Here is a 19,787-nt window from a genome sequence, read left to right as displayed (position 1 = left end):
GGGAAAGGGGGTGTCCAGGCGCACCGGTGACCGGCAGCCGAGTGGAACTTAGGTAAAGCTAACCTGATCCAGACGGCCTGTCGACCAGACAAACCGGACAACAGACCCGCACTCGGGTCAATCGAGCCCAGAATCGGGGCTGTTGCGCCGTTAGGTAAGGCTTGCTTTACTTACGTTTGCTTATTTCGCTCTTCCGAGGAGGAACCCCGATGCGGGTCGTCATGTTCGGCTATCAGACCTGGGGCCATCGCACCCTGAAGGCGCTCCTGGACTCCGAGCACGACGTCGTGATGGTCGTGACCCACCCCAAGAGCGAGCACGCCTACGAGAAGATCTGGAGCGACTCGGTCGCCGACCTCGCCGAGGAGCACGGCGTCCCGGTCGTCATCCGCAACCGCCCCGACGACGAAGAGCTCTTCCAGCAGCTCAAGGAAGCCGACGCGGACATCCTCGTCGCGAACAACTGGCGCACCTGGATCCCGCCGCGCATCTACACCCTCCCGCGGTACGGCACCCTCAACGTGCACGACTCCCTCCTCCCGAAGTACGCGGGCTTCTCCCCCCTCATCTGGGCGCTCATCAACGGCGAGCCCGAAGTGGGCGTCACGGCGCACATGATGGACGAGGTGCTCGACGCCGGAGACATCGTCATGCAGCGCTCGATCCCCGTCGGTCCGACGGATACGACCACTGACCTGTTCCACAAGACGGTCGACCTGATCGCCCCGGTGACGATCGGCGCCCTCGACCTCATCGCCTCCGGCCAGACGGAGTTCACGAAGCAGGACCGCTCCCAGGCCACCTTCTTCCACAAGAGGGCCGAGGAGGACATTCGGATCGACTGGGCCTGGCCCGCGGAAACCCTGGAACGCCTGATCCGCGCCCAGTCCGCCCCGTACCCGGCCGCCTTCACCTTCCACAAGGGCAAGCGCCTGGAGATCCTCACGGCCGTCGTCTCGGAGGGCCGCTACGGCGGCACCCCGGGCCGCATCTTCTACCGCGAGGGCGAAGGCGTCGTCATCGTCGCCGGCGCGGACGCCCGCACGGGCCGCAACCACGGCCTGTCCATCACCGGCGTCCGCACGGAAGACGGCCGCGAACTCCCGGCGTCGGAGTACTTCAAGTCCATGGGCGGCTACCTCACGACCCGCCCGTAACCGGGCAAACCCCCTGAACCCCGGCCCGCCCCGGACGGTCCCCGGGCGGGCCGGCCCTCACCGCAGACATCCCGTTGCCCTGGGCGCAAGCCCAGGGCAACGGACTCGTGTCGGGTTCCATGGCCCCTCCGGCAGGCTCAGCGCACGTCCACGTAGTCCTCACGGCCCTTGGAGGCGTAGTGCGTCGAGGGGGCGTCCTCGTAGCGCATCTGCCAGGTGCCGTCCTGCTGCGCGGTGAACTTCCTGCTGAAGGTGCCGTTGGCCAGCGTCTTGGCGGTACCCAGCTGCTTCCAAGCGCCACCCGGCGTCGCCGGCTTGAAGAAGATCCGGACCGTCTGACCGGCGAACGGCTTCCAGGTGGTGCCGTACTTCTGCGTCAGCAGGCCCTTGGCGGTGATCGTCGTACCACGGCTCACGCCCTCGGGCGTGACGTCGTCAGCCGTGATCTGCGTCCACCGGCGGGCGAACTGGAAGGACTGGCTGGTGGTCGGGCCCACGTTCGCGGTGCCGTGGCGCAGGCGCCACAGACCGGTCTTGCCGGCGGGATACGGGTTCTTCAGGCTGAAGGCCGTGTTGTAGGTGGTGGTGGTGGAGCCGACATAGGTCCAGGTCTTGCCGTTGTCGGTCGAGAAGTCGAAGTGGACCCGGGCGGAAGCGCCGGCCGGGACGGTGCCGTCCTTGACGATCAGCTTGCCGGTGAAGGTGATCGTCCGATACTTGTCCACGCTTCCCACGAGGCCCTCGAAGGCGCTCATGTGGGTGGCGTGCACGGCGATGGAAGAGGACGCGGGCTGGAACCAGGCGCTGGAGAACCCGACCGTCATCTTCGCATCGCCCGTAACGACGAAGCCGTCCACTCCGTTGCCGCAGTCCTCCCGGTATACGGCGACGCAGCCGTCCTTGGTCACCGCAAGGCCCTCGTTCAGGGGCTTCTCCGTGCCGTCGTCGGCCGTGCGCGTGAGGGTGCCGCGAACGGGGATCTTGGTGCCGAACCGCGCGGTCAGCGTGGGGCCGGGCGAACTCACGTTCAGCTTCGTGGCCTGCTTGCGGATCGGCAGGGACAGCTTCTTCCACACGGACTCGCTGCCCACGAGCGAAGCCAGCAGATAGACCTCCCGCTCGTCGCCGCGGAAGGCGAAGGGGCCGGCGAACCGTCCCTCCCCGTCGGTGGTCAGCTGCGCAGTCTCTCCGCGGTAGTAGCCGTCGACCTGGACCCCGGCGCCCGCGAACGGCCTGACTTCACGCGTCTTCGGATCCTCCGCGACCACCCTGCCCGAGGCCTGCCCCGAACGGCTGTCATAGGACACCGAGGGCACCGAGGAGGTGAAGCCCTCGATCTTCGGGTTGAGGGCGTAGTTCAGCACCCCCTTGGTGGCGGCGACCTGCTCGTTGCTCTGGCCCTCGTTGCGGACCACCTCTAGGTCGTAGGCGGCCATCTTGTCCAGCTTGGCGGGCGCGGACGTGAAGATGCTGTAGCTGCAGTCCTCGCCCCCACACACGCCGTTGTCGAAGCCGCCGACCCGCGCGATGACCGCACTTGTGCCCCTCTCCCGCACCCGGACGGCGAGGGCGTCGCCGACCTGCCAGCCGTAGTCGCTCCGGAACTCGGCGCGAAACGCCCCGTCGGACCCGACCGAGGCGGTCACGTAGAACACGGCGTCCAAGCCCCCGCCCGCGGCCTGCGCTGCCGGGGCGGCGAGGAACGTGGACGCGGTGATACCGAGGGTGGCGCCAAGCGCCGTGATGAATCGTTGAGTTGACACGGATGATGCCTTCCGAAGCATGCAGGAGCGGGAAGCGCCGGCAGTACCGTCCTACGAGTGAGCCACTGCCACCCGTTCGACTCACGACACCGGGGGATGGTTGCCCCGCCCCCGAAAAGTCACCGGGGCTGCCCACCGGACCTGCCCGAGCGACAGAGCACGGGTGGCTCCTTTGCGCTGCACGCACGGGCATCGCCGTACGCCATCCACCTCGTGGGTCTCGACCTACGCCGTGCCGAAGGAGACGCCGTAGACCAGGTCAAGGCCCGCCCCGGCCTGTGGCCGCTCGTCCGCGGGCTCCTTCCGCGCCGGGTGGCCGGACAGGGCCACGCCGATGCCCTCACCGGCGGCAACGCCGCCGACTGCACGCACTTCGGGGAGGTCACGGACACCATCAAGGTCCGCCGGGCCGAGCCCGGCTGACCCCGATCTGCTCCCGCTCGTCCGGACCCTCGGCACCGAGGCGCGACAGAGCCCTCTGAGGACGAACTCGCCGCTGCCACGGCCCGCTCGCAGGGGCACATCGCCCTGCTCTCCGGGCCGAAGAGCTGCTGGACCTCCTGCCCCGACCGCTCGACGTGGAGCCGTGCGTCAAACGAGCGTCACGTGCCACTCCGATGTCACGGGCAAGGAAGCCGAAGTCGACGCAGGCGCGGCGACGAAAGTTCCCCGACCGCGGCCGCGCACGTGCCCGATCCCGTTCAATGAGAGCCATGAACAACGTGCTGGGGTTCGACGAAGACGAGCTACGTCGACTGGCGGGGCCCCGGTCCTTCGAGCGTGGTCTCGGCTATGTGTCCTCGGTGTCCGCGCTGGAGATCGGCGAGAGGTCGATCACCGCGGCCGTGGAGGGCACCGACGCCTACGAGGTCGACCTGACGGAACAGGCGAACGGACTCACCGGCCGATGTGACTGCCCATATGGGCAGGAGGGCAACTTCTGCAAGCACTGCGTGGCGGTGGGACTGACAGTCCTGCGACAGGCAGGGTCGGTTCCCCGTCACCGGGCCGCCGCTGCGTCTCCCGGCCGGCAGCTCACCACCTGGCTGGAATCCCGCAGCCGGGACGAACTTCTCTCTCTGGTGAAAGAGCACATCGCGGGCAACCGTAGCCTGCGCCACCGACTGGAACTTCGCGCGGCCGCCGCCGGAAACGACCTCAGCGCCGTTCGCGAGCGCGTCCTTGGTCTGCTCGACACCCGGCCCTTCGCCCGGTACGGCTACGTCGAGCACGCAGACGCCCACGCCTACGGGCTGCAGGCCGCAGAGGCGGTGTCCGCACTGCGCACGCTTACGGAGACCGGCCGGGCAACGGAAGCAGTGGAGGTGGCACGGGACGCGATCGAGGCCCTTGCCCGAACGTACGGAGAGATCGACGACTCGGACGGGGTCATCGGCAACGTGGCGAACGAGCTGGCCGAAGCGCACCTGGAAGCCTGCCGGACAGCTCGCCCCGACCCGGTCCGGACCGCCGACTGGCTGGTGGACCATCTCCTTGGCGACCTGAGCGACGCCACCGACATCCTGCTGCCCGACTACGCGGACGCCTTGGGCGCGGCGGGCCTGGCACGGGCTCACGAACGGGCCGCCGCGGCCCTGCGCGACTGCCCGAAGGGCTGGGCAGAGAAGTACCTCATGGAACAGCTGATGCGCGCCGAAGGAAGTGTGGACGCGCTGATCGCGCTCCACGCGGCGGACTTGGCCCCATCGGGCGCCACGCACCTGCTGATCGCTCAGGAACTGGAGCGGGCCGGCCGACCGGCCGAAGCCCTGGAGTGGGCCGAACGCGGTCTCCGCGAGGCCGACCCCGAGCACGGCCCCGACAGCCGCCTCTCGGGCTTCGTCTGCGAGCGCTACACCCGGGCCGGCCGCAGCGCCGACGTGCTCTCAATCCGCCGCGACGTACTGCTTCAGCGTCGCTCCCTGGCGGCATACCGGGACCTGCGCACGGCAGCCCGTGCGGCCGGCTGCTGGGACGAGACCGAGCGGACACGGGCGCTGGAGCTGCTCCGCGCGGACGCCCGTCCCCGCAAGAGCCTCGGCCCCACAGGCTCGGCCCTGCTCGACGCCTTGCTCGACGACGGCGACCACGACGCGGCCTGGGAAGCAGCCACGGCGGGCTACGCCGACAGCCGCCAGTGGCTCGCCCTCGCCGACCTCACCCGGGACGACCGTCCTGCCGACGCCCTGGCTGTCTACCTCCGCCTGATCGGCCCGCTGCTCACCCAGACCGGCGACGCCACGTACGAGCACCTGACCGAACTCCTGCTCAGCGCCCGCGTCTGCCACCGAGCCCTCGGCACGGAGGACGCGTTCACGGCTTACATGGCCACCCTGCGCGCCGAGCAGAAACGCAAACGAAAGCTGATGGCGATACTCGACCAGCACGGCCTGTATCACCCGAGCAGTTCCGCTCGGTTACGCCGAAAAGACATGCGAGAGACGACCCAGCCCGTCTCTCCGGCTTCCGGACCGGAGCGGGTACCCGGCGGGGCGTGTCGGGATCACACCGGCCTGACCGGATCCTGCTGATCTTGCGACCGCGCCGCTCCGCCTAACGCATCACAGGCCCCTGTAGGCGAGTTGTCCCAGGCGCGTGACCCGCAATCACCCGCTCTCAGACGGCTTGCGGAGGGGTCGGTCAATCACGCTGAGTTACCATGATCAGGGTTGCTCCCGCCCCATGTCACTCGGAATCCGCGGGTCTCGCGGCGCGCGCATCGGCACCCAAGCCATCGATCCGGCCGCGCCTGTGGGCGCGACCGGGACGATGTGATGGATCTTCAGAACCTGCGTCATTTGAGCGTCAGGGCTTCACGTAGCGGCGCAACAGCGCTTAGGAGGGCCGCGACACTACTGCTAAAACTGCAGGTCAGGCAGCTTCCGCAAGTTCCGGCACGCCTTCACTCGTTGCGTGTACGGAAACAGCTCGAACAGCTGAAGACCTCCAATAACCGCAGGTCAGGCGTCCTTCGCCACCCGCTCCAGGATGGCCACGCACTCGACGTGGTGCGTCATCGGGAAGAGGTCGAAAGCGCGCAGGGTGCGGACCTTGTAGCCCGCCTCCTGGAAGTAGCCCAAGTCGCGGGCCAGGGCCGCCGGGTCGCAGGCCACGTAGGCGATGCGGCGCGGGGTGAGGCCGGCCACCTGGCGGACCGTCTGCTTGCCTGCGCCCGCGCGGGGCGGGTCCAGGACGACCAGGTCGCATTCGGTGATGCCGGTCTTCGGGAGGATCTGCTCGACCTTGCCCTGCTCGATGCGGACGCGGGGGAAGTCCGTGAGGTTGTGGCGGGCGTCCTCGACCGCGCGCTTCGTGGACTCGATGCCCAGCACCGCGCCGGTCTCGCCGAGGCGTTCCGCGAGGGCGCCCGCGAAGATGCCGACGCCGCAGTAGAGGTCGAGGGCCATCTCGCCCTTGCGCGGCATCAGGCCCTGCATGACGGCCTTGATCAGGGTGTCGGCGGCCTGGGGGTGGACCTGCCAGAAGCCGCCCATGCCCACGCGGTACGTACGGCCGTCCGCGCGCTCGCGCACGAAGGGGCGGCCGTGGACGCGGTGGACTCCGCCGTCCTTCTCCTCGACGCGCAGGACCGAGACCGGCTTGTCGAGCTCGACGAGCGGGAGACGGCCGCCGGGGCGGGGGGTCAGGACGACCTGGCGGTCGCCCGAGCCGGTCGCGGCGATGGCCTCGACGGTGGCCATCTGGGGCCAGTCCTGCTGCTCGATGCCGAGCTCGGTGACGCCCGGCGCCGCGATCATGCAGTGGTCGACCGGCTGGATGTCGTGCGAGCGGTGCTTGCGCAGGCCCACGACGCCGTCCTCGTCGATCGCGTACTGCACGCGGGTGCGCCACTGCGGGACCTGCCCGGCGGGCACCTTGTCGCCCTCGGCCGGCATGACCGTACCGTCCCAGCCGGCCTGCTCCGGGGTGAGCCCGGCGAGCCGCAGCAGCTGTTCGGCGATGACCTCGCCCTTGAGCCGGCGCTGGGCGCCCGGCTTGGCGTGCTGCCAGTCGCAGCCGCCGCACTTGTCGGGGCCGGCGTACGGGCAGGGGGCCTCGACGCGGTCCTTGGAGGGGTCGAGGACGGTGATGGCGTCGGCGCGCAGGAAGCGGGAGTCGGTGTCGCCCTCCGTCACGCGCGCGATGATCTTCTCGCCGGGCAGGGTGTGCCGGACGAACAGGACGCGGCCTTCGGCGGTCCGGGCGATGCAGTGCCCGCCGTGCGCGACGGGGCCGACCTCGACCTCGTACTCCTCCCCGACCAGTGACTGCTTCTCGTTCTGCTCGCTCGTCATGGTGGGGAGACTCCAAGGAGATGTGGATCAGAAGATCAGAATCGAAAAGGAACGGCCGGACGACCGACCCACCAGTTTACGTGGATCTCGTCCGGCCGTTCGCCACCCCGGCCCCGGGGCGGCCGATGCCCTGCGGCTACTTCCCCGCCGGGTCCTTCGGACGCGGACGCGGGGTGTCGACCGGCCCGCGGCGCACCGCGCCCGGGGCGTTCCACTCCGCGCGCTTCTTCGCCCGCTTCTTCGCCAGCTCCGAGGACTCCAGCTGGTAGGGCACCGAGGTGACCATCACGCCGGGGGTGAAGAGCAGCCGGCCCTTGAGGCGCAGCGCGCTCTGGTTGTGCAGCAGGTGCTCGTACCAGCGTCCGACCACGTACTCGGGGATGTACACGCTGACGGCGTCGCGCGGGTTCTCGCTGCGCAGGCCCTTCACGTACTCGACGACCGGGCGGGTGATCTCGCGGTACGGGGAGTCGAGGATCTTGAGCGGGACGTTGATGCCCCGCCGCTCCCACTCCTCGCGCAGGGCCTTGGTCTCGACCGGGTCGACGCTGATGCTGAGCGCCTCCAGCCGGTCCGAGCGGGTCAGCTTGGCGAAGGCCAGGGCGCGCAGGGTGGGCTTGTGGACCTTGGAGACCAGGACGATGGAGTGGACCCGGGAGGGGCGCACGCTGTCGTCGCTCGGGCCCTCGGCGGCGGCGATCTCGTCGGCGACCCGGTCGTAGTGCTTGCGGATCGCGGACATCGTTCCGTAGAAGATGACCATGCCGAGCAGGGCGACCCAGGCGCCGTGGGTGAACTTGGTGGCCAGGACGACCACCAGCACCATGCCGGTGAAGAAGGCGCCGAAGGTGTTGATCGCCCGGGACCGGTGCATCCGGCGACGCGCGGCCGGATCGCGCTCGGCGCGCAGGTGGCGGTTCCAGTGCCGGACCATGCCGATCTGGCTCAGCGTGAAGGAGACGAAGACGCCGACGATGTAGAGCTGGATCAGCTTCGTCGAGTCGGCGTCGTAGATCCACACCAGCAGCATCGCGGCGCCCGCGAGCAGCACGATGCCGTTGGAGAAGGCGAGGCGGTCTCCGCGGGTGTGCAGCTGGCGCGGCAGGTAGCGGTCCTGGGCGAGGATCGAGCCGAGCAGCGGGAAGCCGTTGTACGCGGTGTTCGCGGCGAGGAAGAGGACCAGCGCGGTGGCCGCGGCGAGCACGATGAAGAGGAAGCTGCCGTTGCCGAAGACGGCCTCGGCGACCTGGGAGATGACCGGGTGCTGGACGTAGCCGGTGCCGACCGGGACGCCGTTCTCCAGCAGGTCGGTGGCGGGCTTCTCCGCCATCTTGACGTCGGTGGCCATGGCCAGGCCGATGATCCCGCAGAACATGGTGACGGCCAGGCCGCCCATGAGGGCGAGGGTGGTGGCCGCGTTCTTGCTCTTGGGCTTGCGGAAGGCGGGTACGCCGTTGCTGATGGCCTCGACGCCCGTGAGGGCCGCGCAGCCGGAGGAGAAGGCGCGCAGCAGCAGGAAGACCAGCGCGAAGCCGGCGAGCCCCTGGTGTTCGGGTTTGATCTCCAGGCCGGCCGTCGGGGCCTCCATGGTGTCGCCCATGACCAGGCCGCGCCAGGCGCCCCACGCGATCATCACGAAGACGGCGCCGACGAACACGTAGGTCGGGATCGCGAAGAGATTTCCGGATTCCTTCACACCGCGCAGATTCATCAGCGTGAGCAGCAGAATCATGATCATCGCGGAGAGCACTTTGTGCTCGATGACGAAATCGACGGCGGAGCCGAGATTCTCGACCCCGGAGGAGATCGATACGGCGACCGTGAGGACGTAGTCGACGAGCAGGGCGCTCGCGACGGTGAGACCGGCCCGGGGTCCGAGGTTGGTGTTGGCGACCTCGTAGTCACCGCCGCCGCTGGGGTAGGCGTGGACGTTCTGCCGGTAGGAGGCGACCACGGTGAACATCAGCACGACGACCGCGACGGCGATCCAGGGGCTGAAGTGGTACGCCGACACGCCCGCGATCGACAGGACCAGCAGGACCTCGCCGGGGGCATATGCCACCGAGGAGAGCGGGTCGGACGCGAACACGGGGAGGGCGATCCGCTTGGGAAGGAGGGTTTCCCCGAGGCGGTCGCTGCGTAGCGCCCGGCCGATCAGGATCCGTTTGGGCACGTCGGTCAGTTTGGACACGCAGAGGATCGTAAGCGTTCGAAATCGGCCTGACGAACCCCCCACCCCTATACGGCGGGAAGTCCCACCGCATCCAGGGCAAAGGAGCGCCGCATCCAGGGCAAAGGAGGCCCGCCTCCCGTCCAAATGGTCACACTGGTGACCGCCCGTGTGTAGCTTGGGCCATGGTCTGAGACCCTGTTAAGCCAGAGCAGCAATGAGGCTGGAACCCAGCGAGCCGCTGACAGCCGGAAGGACGGCCGTGCACATCGTCATTATGGGCTGCGGAAGAGTGGGCTCCGCCCTCGCGCAGACCCTGGAACAGCAGGGGCATACGGTCGCGGTCATCGACCAGGACCCCACCGCATTCCGCCGGCTGGGGGCATCCTTCGGCGGCCGTCGCGTCACCGGAGTCGGCTTCGACCAGGACACGCTGCGCGAGGCCGGCATCGAGGAGGCGGGCGCCTTCGCCGCGGTGAGCAGTGGTGACAATTCCAACATCATCGCCGCCCGGGTGGCCCGCGAGATGTTCGGCGTCGAGAACGTCGCCGCCCGCATCTACGACCCCAAGCGCGCCGAGGTCTACCAGCGCCTTGGCATCCCCACCGTCGCCACCGTCCGCTGGACGGCCGACCAGATGCTCCGTCGGCTGCTGCCTTCGGGCGCCGAGCCGCTGTGGCGCGACCCGAGCGGCGGTGTCCAGCTCGCGGAGGTGCACACCTCCACCGCGTGGATCGGCCAGAAGGTCAGCCGGCTGCAGGAGGAGACCGGCGTCCGCGTCGCCTTCCTCACCCGGCTGGGCGAGGCCATGCTGCCGACGTCGGCGACCGTCCTCCAGGAGGGCGACCTCGTCCACGTGATGATGCGCACGGACGAGATCGACAAGGTGGAGGCCGCCTTCGCCGAGGGTCCTGAGGAGGCACACGCATGAGGGTCGCGATCGCCGGAGCCGGTGCGGTGGGCCGTTCCATCGCGGGCGAGCTCCTCGAGAACGGCCACGAGGTGCTCCTCGTGGACAAGGCCCCGACCGCCATCTCGGTGGAGCGGGTGCCGCAGGCGGAGTGGCTGCTGGCCGACGCCTGCGAGATCACCTCGCTCGACGAGGCGGCGCTCCAGCGCTGCAACGTGGTCATCGCCGCGACCGGCGACGACAAGGTCAACCTGGTCGTCTCCCTCCTCGCCAAGACCGAGTACGGGGTGCCCCGGGTCGTGGCGCGGGTGAACAACCCGAAGAACGAGTGGCTCTTCAACGAGTCCTGGGGCGTCGACGTCGCCGTTTCCACGCCGCGCCTGATGTCGGCGCTGGTCGAGGAAGCCGTCAGCGTCGGCGACCTGGTCCGGCTGCTGCGCTTCAGCCACGGCGACGCCAACCTCGTCGAGCTGACCCTGCCCGCCGACTCCCAGGTCGCGGGCAAGCAGATCAGCGAGATCACCTGGCCCGAGGACACCTCGCTGGTCACGATCATCCGCGGCAACCGGGTGCTCACGCCGCACGGCGAGGAGACCCTGGAGCCGGGCGACGAGCTCCTCTTCGTGGCCGCCCAGGCCCGCGAGGAGCAGCTGGAGGACCTCCTCCAGGCAGCGGACTAGCCTGCGGCCCGCTGAACGCCGAAAAGGGGCGGCTGACCACCACGGTCAGCCGCCCCTTCGCACGTCCCCGGGCCTGCGGCCCAGCCGGTCCAATCCGACGCCGGGCAAAGTCCAGCCCCGCCGGCGTTTGAGGCGCGGGGTCCGGGGCGGAGCCCCGGGGGCCCGGGCGCAGCCCGCTCCCATCCCGCGCAGCAAGCACGCGCACGCAGCGGCGTACGGTTCAGGCTCCCCGGCCCTCCGCGGCCTTGGCGGCCTTCGCCGCCTTCTCCGCGGCCTCCTCGGCCTCCCACTCCTCGATCACGTTGATCGGCGGCGGCGCCTGCGCCAGGAAGAGCCACGTGAAGTACACGGCGAGCACCATCGGCGGCAGCTTCAGCGCGATCAGCACCCAGCCGAGCTGCGTCGCGTCGCCCCACCAGTACAGCGGGAAGAGGATCGCGTACTTCGCGAGGAAGATCAGGCCCCAGGCCAGGCTGGCCTTGACGTACGCCTTCTTGCGCCCGGGGTTGCGCGTGCGCCAGGAGAGGTTCTCTTTGAAGACCGGTCCCAGGATCACGCCCAGCAGCGGGAAGCCCACCAGCGCGGAGAGCGTGAAGGCCACGCCGAGACCGGCGCCGTAGATCATGCCGGGCAGGTAGAAGCCCTTCGCGCTGCCCGTGAACAGGGCGAAGGCCACGCCCACGCCCACGCCGAAGACCCCGCTGAAGGCGTGCTTGACGGTGTCCTTGCGCAGCAGCCGCACGATCACCAGCAGGACGGCGACCGCGCCCGCCGCGATGGCGGACAGCTTCACGTCCTTGTTGATCGTGTAGATCATGACGAAGAGCAGGCCGGGGAGCATCGTCTCCACGGTGCCCCGGATGCCGCCGAAGGCGTCGAAGAGGGCGGCCTGCGTGACGGCCTTCTGGTCCGCGGTCGGTTCCGCGGCGGGATCCGTCCCGGGCGTGGTCGGTTTGTCGAGTGACGTCACCGTCAGTGCTCCTGTCCGAGCGGTCGGAGTTCGTACTTCGGGTTGAAGAGCACCCGACGGCCGTGGCTCATCGAGATCCGCCCGGAGGCGATCATGCGACGGCCGGGTTCGATTCCCACGATCGAGCGACGTCCGAGCCAGACGACGTCCAGCGCGGCCGAGCCGTCGAACAGCTCGGCCTCCAGGGCGGGGACGCCCGCGCGCGGCCGCAGGGTGACGGTCCTCAGGGTTCCGGTCACCTTCACTATCTGACGGTCGTGGCAGTCGCAGATCCGCGTGCACCCCGCGGCTTCTGCGTCCTCCTGCAGCTCCGCGGAATGCAGCTCCTCCTGCGAGGTGGACAGCCGCTCTATCATCCGGCGGAACCTGCCCGCAGGCCTGGCGGGCTTCGCCGGCTTCGCGGGCTTCTCGGGACGCGGTTCAGCACTCATACAGGAAGCGTACCGGCGCCCCCACTACCTCTCGAAGCGGTATCCCATGCCCGGTTCGGTGATGAAGTGCCTCGGGTGCGAGGGGTCGGCCTCCAGCTTGCGCCGCAGCTGGGCCATGTAGACCCGCAGGTAGTTGGTCTCGGTCCCGTACGAGGGCCCCCAGACCTCCTGGAGGAGCTGTTTCTGGCTGACCAGTTTGCCGCCGTTGCGCACCAGCACCTCCAGCAGGTGCCACTCGGTGGGCGTGAGGCGTACGTCGCGTCCGGCGCGCACCGCCTTCTTCGCCGCGAGGTCCACCGTGAAGGTCTCGGTCTCGACGACCACCTCGTCCTCGCCGGCCCCGGCCCCCGGTTCCGCCCGCCGGACGGCGGCGCGCAGCCTGGCGAGCAGCTCGTCCATGCCGAAGGGCTTGGTGACGTAGTCGTCGGCGCCCGCGTCCAGCGCCTCGACCTTCTCGTCGGAGCTGTGCCGGGCGGAGAGGACCAGGATCGGGACCCGGGTCCAGCCGCGCAGCCCCCTGATCACCTCGACCCCGTCCATATCGGGCAGGCCGAGGTCCAGGACGACCACGTCGGGGTGGCGGGCGGCCGCCAGTTCCAGGGCGCTCGCCCCGTCGGCGGCCGCGTCGACCTCGTACTTGCGTGCCTTCAGGTTGATCACGAGGGCCCGGACGATCTGGGGTTCGTCGTCCACCACGAGCACCCGGGTCATTGAGGTCCTGCCTTCTGTCGCATCGAATCGAGATCAAAATCCGCCGGGTGTCCCCCGGCCCCGCCCGGCTCCGGCCCTCCGGCCCCGCCGGACGCGCTGCGCCCCTCGCCGTCCACGCTCACGGGGATCTGCGGCCGCCCGCCGGCCACCGCCCGGAGCGTGAGCACCATCGTGAGCCCGCCCCCGGGGGTGTCCTCGGCCTCCAGGGTGCCGTCCATGGCCTCGGCGAAGCCGCGCGCGACGGCCAGTCCGAGCCCGACCCCGGCGCCGCGCGGCGCGTCGCCGTGCCGCTGGAACGGGGCGAAGATCCGGTCCTTGGCCTCGTCGGGCACGCCGGGCCCGCGGTCCACGACCCGTACCTCGACCCGGTCGCCGAGGAAGCTGGCCGCCACCAGCACCTGTTCCTCCGGCGGGCTGTACTTCACCGCGTTCTCCACCACGTTGGCCACGGTCCGCTCCAGCAGCCCGGGATCCACGGCCACCATGGGCAGGGTCTCCGGGACGTCCAGCAGCACGCTGCCCTCGGGTACGCCGCCCAGCGCCATCGGGACCACCTCGTCGAGGTCGATCTCGCGGATCAGCGGGGTGACGGTGCCGGTCTGGAGCCGCGACATGTCGAGCAGGTTGCCCACGAGGTGGTCGAGCCGGTCGGCGCCGTCCTCGATGCCCTCCAGGAGCTCGGCGCGGTCCTCCTCGGACCATTCCACGTCGTCGGAGCGCAGGGAGCTCACGGAGGCCTTGATGGAGGCCAGGGGCGTACGGAGGTCATGGCTGACGGCAGCCAGCAGCGCGGTCCGGATCCGGTTGCCCTCCGCCATCCGCCGGGCCTCCTCCGCCTCCCCGACCAGCCGCTGCCGGTCGAGCACGACGGCGGCCTGGGCGGCGAAGGCACCGAGCACGCGCCGGTCCTCGGCGGGCAGCACCCGTCCGGACAGGGCCAGCGCCATGTGGTCGCCGATCGGCATGTCCACGTCGGCGTCCTCGGGGCGGGCGACCGGATTCGGGCCGACGCTGCCGGCCGGTCGCCAGGGCTCGACGTCGCTCTCGCGCTCCAGCAGGGCCACCGACTCCATGGCGAAGGTCTCCCGCACCCGTTCCAGCAGTGCGTCCAGGGTGGTCTCGCCGCGCAGCACGCTGCCGGCGAGGAAGGAGAGGATCTCGGACTCGGCGCGCAGCCGGGCGGCCTGGTGGGTGCGGCGGGCGGCGGCGTCGACGACGGAGGCCACGGAGCCCGCGACGCCGAAGAAGACCGCGATGGCGACGATGTTCTTGGGGTCCGAGACGGTGAAGCGGTGGAGGGGCGGGGCGAAGTAGTAGTTCAGGAGCAGGGAGCCGACGGCGGCGGAGGCCAGCGCCGGCCAGAGCCCGCCGAGCAGGGCGGCGGCCACGGTCAGGGCCAGGAACAGCAGCATCTCGTTGGCGAGGCCGGGGTCGCTGTCGATGTGCGTCAGCAGGGTCGCGAGGGCCAGTGGCAGGGCCACCCCGACCACCCAGCCGGCCAGCAGCCGGGTCCGGCCGAGCCGGGCCGCCGAGCGGGCCACGGGCCGCAGGCCGCGGCCCTTGGCGACCTCCTCGTGGGTGACGATGTGCACGTCGAGGTCGGGCCCCGAGTCGCGGGCGACGGTGGCGCCGACCCCGGGGCCGAACACGTACCGCCAGGAGCGGTGGCGGCTGGAGCCGAGCACGATCTGGGTGGCGTTGACCCCGCGGGCGAATTCGAGGAGCGCCTCGGGGACGTTGTCGCCGATCACATGGTGAAACGTTCCACCGAGGTCCTCGACCAGCGTCCGCTGGACCGCGAGCTCCTTGGGCGAGGCAGCGGTCAGCCCGTCGCTGCGGGCGATGTAGACGGCCAGGATCTCGCTGCCGGAGCCCTTGGCCGCCACCCTGGAGGCGCGCCGGATGAGGGTGCGCCCCTCGGGTCCCCCGGTGAGGCCCACGACGATCCGCTCGCGCGCCTGCCAGGTGGAGCGGATGTTGTGCTCGCCCCGGTACTGCTGGAGGTACTCGTCGGCCCGGTCGGCGACCCAGAGCAGCGCGAGCTCGCGCAGCGCGGTCAGGTTCCCGGGGCGGAAGTAGTTGGACAGGGCCGCGTCGACCTTGTCGGACTTGTAGATGTTGCCGTGCGCCATGCGGCGGCGCAGGGCCTGCGGGGACATGTCGACCAGCTCGATCTGGTCGGCGCGGCGCACCACCTCGTCGGGGACGGTCTCCCGCTGCCGCACGCCGGTGATCGACTCCACGACGTCGCCCAGGGACTCCAGGTGCTGGATGTTGACCGTGGAGATCACGTCGATCCCGGCCCGCAGCAGCTCCTCCACGTCCTGCCAGCGTTTGGCGTTGCGCGAGCCCGGCACGTTGGTGTGCGCCAGTTCGTCCACCAGGGCTATGGCGGGCTTGCGGGCCAGCAGGGAGTCCACGTCCATCTCGGTGAAGGCTGCGCCCCGGTAGACGAGCTCCTTGCGCTCCACCTGCTCCAGGCCATGCAGCATGACCTCGGTGCGCGGCCGCCCGTGGTGCTCGACGAAACCCACGACGCAGTCGGTGCCGCGCTCGACCCGCCGGTGGCCCTCCGAGAGCATGGCGTACGTCTTGCCCACACCGGGGGCCGAGCCGAGATAGATCCTGAGCTTGCCGCGTCCCATGGGCTCATTCTCAGGGACGTCCGCCCCGTTCACGCGCCGATGACCTGCTGCGGACGGATCCCTGACGGTTCCCTGACACCCCCGGGCACACGGGCGCTACGGCCGGGGGTACGGCGGTCGGGTACGGCCGTACGGGATTCGCGCCGGGGTCAGCGGACCTCGGTGATCTCCGGGCCGCGCTCCAGCTGGCCCATGCCACCGCCGAAGCGGGAGCCTTCCTGGTCTCCGGCGTCGTCGGTCTGCACGCCGTCCGGCACCATCTGCGCGTCGTTCGGCAGCTTCAGGACGATCGGGTCGCGCGGGGCCATCGGGCCCTCGCCGCGGACCACGACGGTGTCCAGGAAGATCCGCTCGAGCACCCCGGCCGACTCGGGACGCACCGCGCCCTGGCCGGAGATGACACCGCGCAGGAACCAGCGCGGGCCGTCCACCCCGACGAAGCGGACCAGCTGGGCGCCGGTCTGCCCGTCCGGGAGCGGTACGGGGACCTGCGCGCGCAGCTCCCAGCCCAGCGGACCCTCGACCTCGTCGATGATGCCGCCCTGCTTGGTGATGCCCTCGGCGATCTCCTCGCGGACCTCGCCCCAGATGCCTTCCTTGCGGGGCGCGGCGAAGGCCTGCAGCTGCACGGCACTGTCACCGAGCACCACGGTCGCGGCGACGATCGCGTCCCCGGCGACCTCGACGCGCAGCTCCATGCCCTCGACACCCGGTACGAGGATGCCGCCGAGGTCGACCCGGCCGTCCTCGGGGTTGCCGGGGACCTCCGAGATGTCCCACGGGCCGTCGGGACGCGGGGCCGGCGGCAGGTTCACCCTGCGCGGCTGGACCGCGTCTGTCTCCTCCGTGCCGTCCTGCTCATCGGCACCGACGCCGTCGACGACCTGCTCGGCCGCGCCGCCGTCCTTGACGGAGTCGTTCTTCTTGCGACGTCCGAACACGTCACTGTCCTTCCCGGTCGGATACGACCGAAGCGTAGCCATTCCCACCCTGCTGACCAGCGCCGGATCCGGCCACGGCCGCATGACCACCGGTGGAGCCGAAACCCCCCTCGGCCCGCGCCGAGTCGGGAAGCTGCGCCACCTCGCGGAAGCGCACCTGCTCGACTCGCTGGACAACCAGCTGGGCAATGCGGTCGAAACGCTCGAACCTGACGCTCTCGCGCGGGTCGAGATTGACCACGATCACCTTGATCTCCCCACGGTACCCGGCATCCACCGTCCCGGGGGCATTCACGAGCGCGATCCCGCAGCGAGCGGCCAGGCCCGAGCGCGGGTGCACGAACGCCGCGTACCCCTCGGGCAGCGCGATGGAGACCCCGGTGGGCAGGACCGCCCGCTCCCCCGGCTCCAGCTCCGCGGCCACCGTGGTGACCAGATCGCAGCCGGCGTCGCCGGGGTGCCCGTAGGCCGGAATCGGCACCTCCGGGTCGACGCGCCGGATGGCCACGTCCAACCCGGTGTTGTTCTCAGACATCAGGGGTTCACCTCGAAGGCGCGTGCGCGCCTGACCTGGTCCGGGTCGGCCATCGCCGCCCGGATCTCCTCGGGCCGTCCGTTGTCGATGAAGTGGTCGACCTTCACCTCGATGAAGAGGGCGTCGGCGCGCAGCGCGACCGGGCCCTGCGGTCCGCCTATTCGACCGACCGCGCTGGAGTAGATCTTCCGGCCGGCGACGGCGGTGACCTCGGCCTCCAGGTACAGCACGGTGTCCACGGGCACGGGCCGGACGAAGTCCGTCTCCAGCCGGCCGGTGACGGCGATGACGCGCAGCAGCCAGTTCAGGGAGCCCAGGGTCTCGTCGAGCGCGGTGGCGAGGACGCCGCCGTGCGCGAGGCCGGGCGCGCCCTGATGGGCGGGCTTGACGGTGAACTCGGCGGTGACGCGCACGCCCTCGCCCGCGCGGGCCTCCAGATGGAGTCCGTGGGGTTGGCCGTCGCCGCAGCCGAAGCAGTGCTCGTAGTGCGCACCGAGGAGCTCGCCGGGTGCCGGGGCATCGGGGTGCCTCACCGGCGCCGTGGCGTCGGCGGGGGGCGTCAACGCTGTGTTTCGTCCACTCACAGCCGCAGACCTTACCCGCGCGGCTACCCGCCGGTCGCCTCGTGGCAGGCTTGGCCGCATGCAGCTCTCCCCCGCGCACCACGACGAACGCCTGACAGCCCCCCGTTCCTGGTGGGCCATCGCCGTCCTCACCGGCCTGGCCTGCGCGCTCATGCTGCTCCCGCTGGGCACGCTGCCGCTGCTGGTCGGGCTGGTCGGGGGCACCGCGCTGACGGGGCTGCTGGTGAGTTCGTACGGTTCCCAGCGCGTGCGCGTGGTGGGCGGCGCGCTGGCTGCCGGAGAGGCCCGGATCCCGGTGGCGGCGCTCGGCGACCCGGAGGTGCTGGACGCCGAGGAGGCCCGCGCCTGGCGCACGTACAAGGCCGACACCCGCGCCTTCATGCTGATGCGCGGCTACGTGCCGACGGCGGTGCGCGTCGAGGTCACCGACCCGGCCGACCCGACCCCGTACGTCTACGTCTCCACCCGCGAGCCGCACGCCCTGGCGGCGGCCATCCGCGCGGCGCAGGGCCGGGCCTGACCCGGCCGGGCTCGGTCCCGCGGTTCGGCGACGGAGGGCTCAGTCCCGCGGATCGACTGCCCGGGGATCGACGACGCTCGGGTCGATGGCCCGCGGGTCGAACACCCGGCCCTCGACGGCGGCCCTGGCAGCCTCGGGAAGGGGCTCGGCGGGCCGCTCCAGGGGCGGGAGCTGCGGCAGCGCGTTCCAGGGCACGGCGCGGGCCCGCAGGTCCGTACGTACCTTCTCGGCGAGTTTTCGGGTGTCCCGGCGGTTCATGACCGCTCCGACCGCTGCGCCGACCATGAACGGCATCAGGTTGGGCAGGTTGCGGAACATCCGCTTCATGATCTGCTGGCGCAGCTCGCGCTTCATCTGGCCGCCGAGCGCGGCGTTCAGCGTGGTCGGCTTGGTCAGGTCGACCCCGCGCTCCTCCGTCCACGACGTGAGGTAGGCGAAGCTGCGTTCCTTGAGGCCGCCGGGCGGTCGCAGGCCGTAGACCTCGTGGAGTTCGGCGAGGAGTTTCAGCTCGATCGCGGCGACCGCGGTGATCTCGGCAGCCAGCTCGGCCGGCATGGCGGGAGGCACCGGCAGCATGGCGGCCGCGCCGATCCCGGCGCCGACCGTGGAAGTGGCGTTGGCGGCGCCCGAAATCAGCTTGTCGGCCAGCTGATCGGGCCCGAGGCCCGGGAACTGCGCGCGCAGGGTCGCGAGGTCCCGAACCGGAACGCGCGGTGCGTTCTCGATGACTCGGTCGGTGAGGTAAAGGGCGGCGGCCCTGGCACTTTCGCCGCCCTTGCGCACACCGTTCTTGACGGCTTGCAGCCGACGGACCCCGGAGTGCTTCCGGGGCCCCTCGCCGGCCTCGGAGGCCGACGGCACCGCCTCGGCGGTGCCGGGGTGCACGGCGGGTACGCCGGGGGCTCCAGGGCCTGTTCCCAGGCCCTCGGTTCCCTCGCGCGTCTCCGCCGGATCACCAGCTTTTCGGAAGCGCCGCTTCCGAAATGGTGTCGAGCCAGTCACGGCCGACGCCTCTCAGTCGCATTCGCGGCAGATCGGCTGACCGTTCTTCTCGCGGGCCAGCTGGCTGCGGTGGTGCACCAGGAAGCAGCTCGTGCAGGTGAACTCGTCGGCCTGCTTCGGCAGGACCCGTACGGCCAGTTCCTCGTTGGAGAGGTCTGCGCCGGGCAGGTCGAGGCCCTCGGCGTTGTCGATTTCGTCCAGGTCGACGTTCGAGGACGACTTCTCGTTGCGACGAGCCTTCAGCTCTTCGATGCTGTCGTTGTCTACGTCGTCGTCGGTCTTGCGCGGAGTGTCGTAGTCCGTTGCCATGGTTCGCTCTCCCCCTCTGGGATTTAGCGGGTGTCTCAGCGCACGTAACGCGCGAGAGGCCGGACTTGTGCCCGACCTGAGGCGGAGATTTTGCCTCACATCAAGGTCTGTTACTCAATCGACACCCAGCCGCACATTCAGAAGAGCGATTGGCTGGGATGACG

Annotated in this window: 18 protein-coding genes; 6 read left to right on the top strand and 12 right to left on the bottom strand. The window is 70.4% G+C overall.

Annotated features, from left to right (window positions below; translation table 11 throughout):
* The first annotated feature begins 209 nt into the window (after nucleotides 1-209).
* Nucleotides 210-1,157, top strand: coding sequence for a methionyl-tRNA formyltransferase (locus ACFVX6_RS11730; protein WP_389690258.1), 948 nt, complete (start codon nucleotides 210-212; stop codon nucleotides 1,155-1,157).
* A 137-nt stretch (nucleotides 1,158-1,294) separates the two neighbouring features.
* On the opposite strand, the gene ACFVX6_RS11725 is transcribed toward ACFVX6_RS11730, so the two are convergent.
* Nucleotides 1,295-2,920, bottom strand: coding sequence for a hypothetical protein (locus tag ACFVX6_RS11725; protein ID WP_389690257.1), 1,626 nt, complete (start codon nucleotides 2,918-2,920; stop codon nucleotides 1,295-1,297).
* Between the two features lie 213 nt (nucleotides 2,921-3,133).
* On the opposite strand from ACFVX6_RS11725, the gene ACFVX6_RS11720 reads away from it, so the two are divergent.
* Both ACFVX6_RS11720 and ACFVX6_RS11715 read left to right on the top strand, forming a co-directional pair.
* On the top strand, nucleotides 3,134-3,343 hold the full coding sequence (locus ACFVX6_RS11720; protein ID WP_389690255.1) for a hypothetical protein: 210 nt from the start codon (nucleotides 3,134-3,136) through the stop codon (nucleotides 3,341-3,343).
* A gap of 290 nt (nucleotides 3,344-3,633) precedes the next feature.
* Entirely contained in the window at nucleotides 3,634-5,451 is a 1,818-nt protein-coding gene (locus ACFVX6_RS11715; protein WP_389690253.1) for an SWIM zinc finger domain-containing protein, read from the top strand.
* Nucleotides 5,452-5,880: 429 nt separating this feature from the next.
* Here the strand turns inward: ACFVX6_RS11715 and ACFVX6_RS11710 are convergent, their stop codons facing one another.
* The gene (locus ACFVX6_RS11710) at nucleotides 5,881-7,215 is read right to left on the bottom strand and encodes a class I SAM-dependent RNA methyltransferase (protein ID WP_389690251.1); all 1,335 of its coding nucleotides are present in this window, start codon (nucleotides 7,213-7,215) and stop codon (nucleotides 5,881-5,883) included.
* Between the two features lie 136 nt (nucleotides 7,216-7,351).
* Nucleotides 7,352-9,406: an APC family permease gene (locus tag ACFVX6_RS11705; protein WP_389690249.1), complete on the bottom strand. Its 2,055-nt coding sequence runs from the start codon at nucleotides 9,404-9,406 to the stop codon at nucleotides 7,352-7,354.
* A 241-nt stretch (nucleotides 9,407-9,647) separates the two neighbouring features.
* Between ACFVX6_RS11705 and ACFVX6_RS11700 the strand changes: the two genes are divergently transcribed.
* The gene (locus tag ACFVX6_RS11700) at nucleotides 9,648-10,316 is read left to right on the top strand and encodes a potassium channel family protein (RefSeq protein WP_385382573.1); all 669 of its coding nucleotides are present in this window, start codon (nucleotides 9,648-9,650) and stop codon (nucleotides 10,314-10,316) included.
* On the top strand, nucleotides 10,313-10,975 hold the full coding sequence (locus ACFVX6_RS11695; protein WP_214953432.1) for a TrkA family potassium uptake protein: 663 nt from the start codon (nucleotides 10,313-10,315) through the stop codon (nucleotides 10,973-10,975). The genes ACFVX6_RS11700 and ACFVX6_RS11695 overlap by 4 nt, the downstream gene beginning before the upstream one ends.
* Nucleotides 10,976-11,195: 220 nt before the next feature.
* Here ACFVX6_RS11695 and ACFVX6_RS11690 read toward each other — a convergent pair whose 3' ends face one another.
* From ACFVX6_RS11690 to ACFVX6_RS11660, 7 genes are all read right to left on the bottom strand, one after another.
* Nucleotides 11,196-11,945, bottom strand: a complete 750-nt coding sequence (locus ACFVX6_RS11690; protein WP_389690246.1) for a DUF3159 domain-containing protein — start codon at nucleotides 11,943-11,945, stop codon at nucleotides 11,196-11,198.
* Nucleotides 11,946-11,947: 2 nt separating this feature from the next.
* Nucleotides 11,948-12,376 (bottom strand): OB-fold nucleic acid binding domain-containing protein, encoded by a 429-nt coding sequence (locus ACFVX6_RS11685; RefSeq protein ID WP_112451269.1) that lies wholly within the window; start codon nucleotides 12,374-12,376, stop codon nucleotides 11,948-11,950.
* 24 nt (nucleotides 12,377-12,400) lie between these two features.
* The gene (locus tag ACFVX6_RS11680; RefSeq protein ID WP_389690244.1) at nucleotides 12,401-13,087 is read right to left on the bottom strand and encodes a response regulator; all 687 of its coding nucleotides are present in this window, start codon (nucleotides 13,085-13,087) and stop codon (nucleotides 12,401-12,403) included.
* Nucleotides 13,084-15,732, bottom strand: a complete 2,649-nt coding sequence (locus ACFVX6_RS11675) for a DUF4118 domain-containing protein (protein WP_389690242.1) — start codon at nucleotides 15,730-15,732, stop codon at nucleotides 13,084-13,086. The genes ACFVX6_RS11680 and ACFVX6_RS11675 overlap by 4 nt, the downstream gene beginning before the upstream one ends.
* 149 nt (nucleotides 15,733-15,881) lie before the next feature.
* Complete coding sequence (locus tag ACFVX6_RS11670; RefSeq protein ID WP_389690240.1) at nucleotides 15,882-16,673, bottom strand: DUF3710 domain-containing protein; 792 nt, start codon at nucleotides 16,671-16,673, stop codon at nucleotides 15,882-15,884.
* A gap of 1 nt (nucleotide 16,674) precedes the next feature.
* A complete protein-coding gene (gene dut, locus ACFVX6_RS11665) occupies nucleotides 16,675-17,208 on the bottom strand; it encodes a dUTP diphosphatase (RefSeq protein ID WP_389690238.1) in 534 nt (177 codons plus the stop codon).
* Entirely contained in the window at nucleotides 17,208-17,792 is a 585-nt protein-coding gene (locus ACFVX6_RS11660; protein ID WP_274549941.1) for a PaaI family thioesterase, read from the bottom strand. The genes dut and ACFVX6_RS11660 overlap by 1 nt, the downstream gene beginning before the upstream one ends.
* A gap of 58 nt (nucleotides 17,793-17,850) precedes the next feature.
* Between ACFVX6_RS11660 and ACFVX6_RS11655 the strand changes: the two genes are divergently transcribed.
* Nucleotides 17,851-18,312, top strand: a complete 462-nt coding sequence (locus ACFVX6_RS11655) for a DUF3093 domain-containing protein (protein WP_389690236.1) — start codon at nucleotides 17,851-17,853, stop codon at nucleotides 18,310-18,312.
* 39 nt (nucleotides 18,313-18,351) lie between these two features.
* Here the strand turns inward: ACFVX6_RS11655 and ACFVX6_RS11650 are convergent, their stop codons facing one another.
* On the bottom strand, nucleotides 18,352-19,314 hold the full coding sequence (locus tag ACFVX6_RS11650) for a hypothetical protein (protein WP_389690234.1): 963 nt from the start codon (nucleotides 19,312-19,314) through the stop codon (nucleotides 18,352-18,354).
* A gap of 12 nt (nucleotides 19,315-19,326) precedes the next feature.
* The gene (locus tag ACFVX6_RS11645; protein WP_112451146.1) at nucleotides 19,327-19,623 is read right to left on the bottom strand and encodes a DUF4193 domain-containing protein; all 297 of its coding nucleotides are present in this window, start codon (nucleotides 19,621-19,623) and stop codon (nucleotides 19,327-19,329) included.
* Nucleotides 19,624-19,787 lie beyond the last annotated feature (164 nt).

The sequence above is a fragment of the Streptomyces sp. NPDC058289 genome, from assembly GCF_042880975.1.
Taxonomy (GTDB): domain Bacteria; phylum Actinomycetota; class Actinomycetes; order Streptomycetales; family Streptomycetaceae; genus Streptomyces; species Streptomyces stoeckheimensis.
The sequence above is the reverse complement of the archived record's forward strand: the minus strand, read 5'-3'. Positions and strand labels throughout refer to the sequence as shown.

Bases quoted from the DNA above. Each gene is read 5' to 3' on its own strand.
- ACFVX6_RS11730 (WP_389690258.1), top strand. From the start codon at position 210: ATGCGGGTCGTCATGTTCGGCTATCAGACCTGGGGCCATCGCACCCTG.
- ACFVX6_RS11715 (WP_389690253.1), top strand. From the start codon at position 3,634: ATGAACAACGTGCTGGGGTTCGACGAAGACGAGCTACGTCGACTGGCG.
- ACFVX6_RS11710 (WP_389690251.1), bottom strand. From the start codon at position 7,215: ATGACGAGCGAGCAGAACGAGAAGCAGTCACTGGTCGGGGAGGAGTAC.
- ACFVX6_RS11695 (WP_214953432.1), top strand. From the start codon at position 10,313: ATGAGGGTCGCGATCGCCGGAGCCGGTGCGGTGGGCCGTTCCATCGCG.
- ACFVX6_RS11685 (WP_112451269.1), bottom strand. From the start codon at position 12,376: ATGAGTGCTGAACCGCGTCCCGAGAAGCCCGCGAAGCCGGCGAAGCCC.
- ACFVX6_RS11680 (WP_389690244.1), bottom strand. From the start codon at position 13,087: ATGACCCGGGTGCTCGTGGTGGACGACGAACCCCAGATCGTCCGGGCC.
- ACFVX6_RS11675 (WP_389690242.1), bottom strand. From the start codon at position 15,732: ATGGGACGCGGCAAGCTCAGGATCTATCTCGGCTCGGCCCCCGGTGTG.
- dut (WP_389690238.1), bottom strand. From the start codon at position 17,208: ATGTCTGAGAACAACACCGGGTTGGACGTGGCCATCCGGCGCGTCGAC.
- ACFVX6_RS11655 (WP_389690236.1), top strand. From the start codon at position 17,851: ATGCAGCTCTCCCCCGCGCACCACGACGAACGCCTGACAGCCCCCCGT.
- ACFVX6_RS11645 (WP_112451146.1), bottom strand. From the start codon at position 19,623: ATGGCAACGGACTACGACACTCCGCGCAAGACCGACGACGACGTAGAC.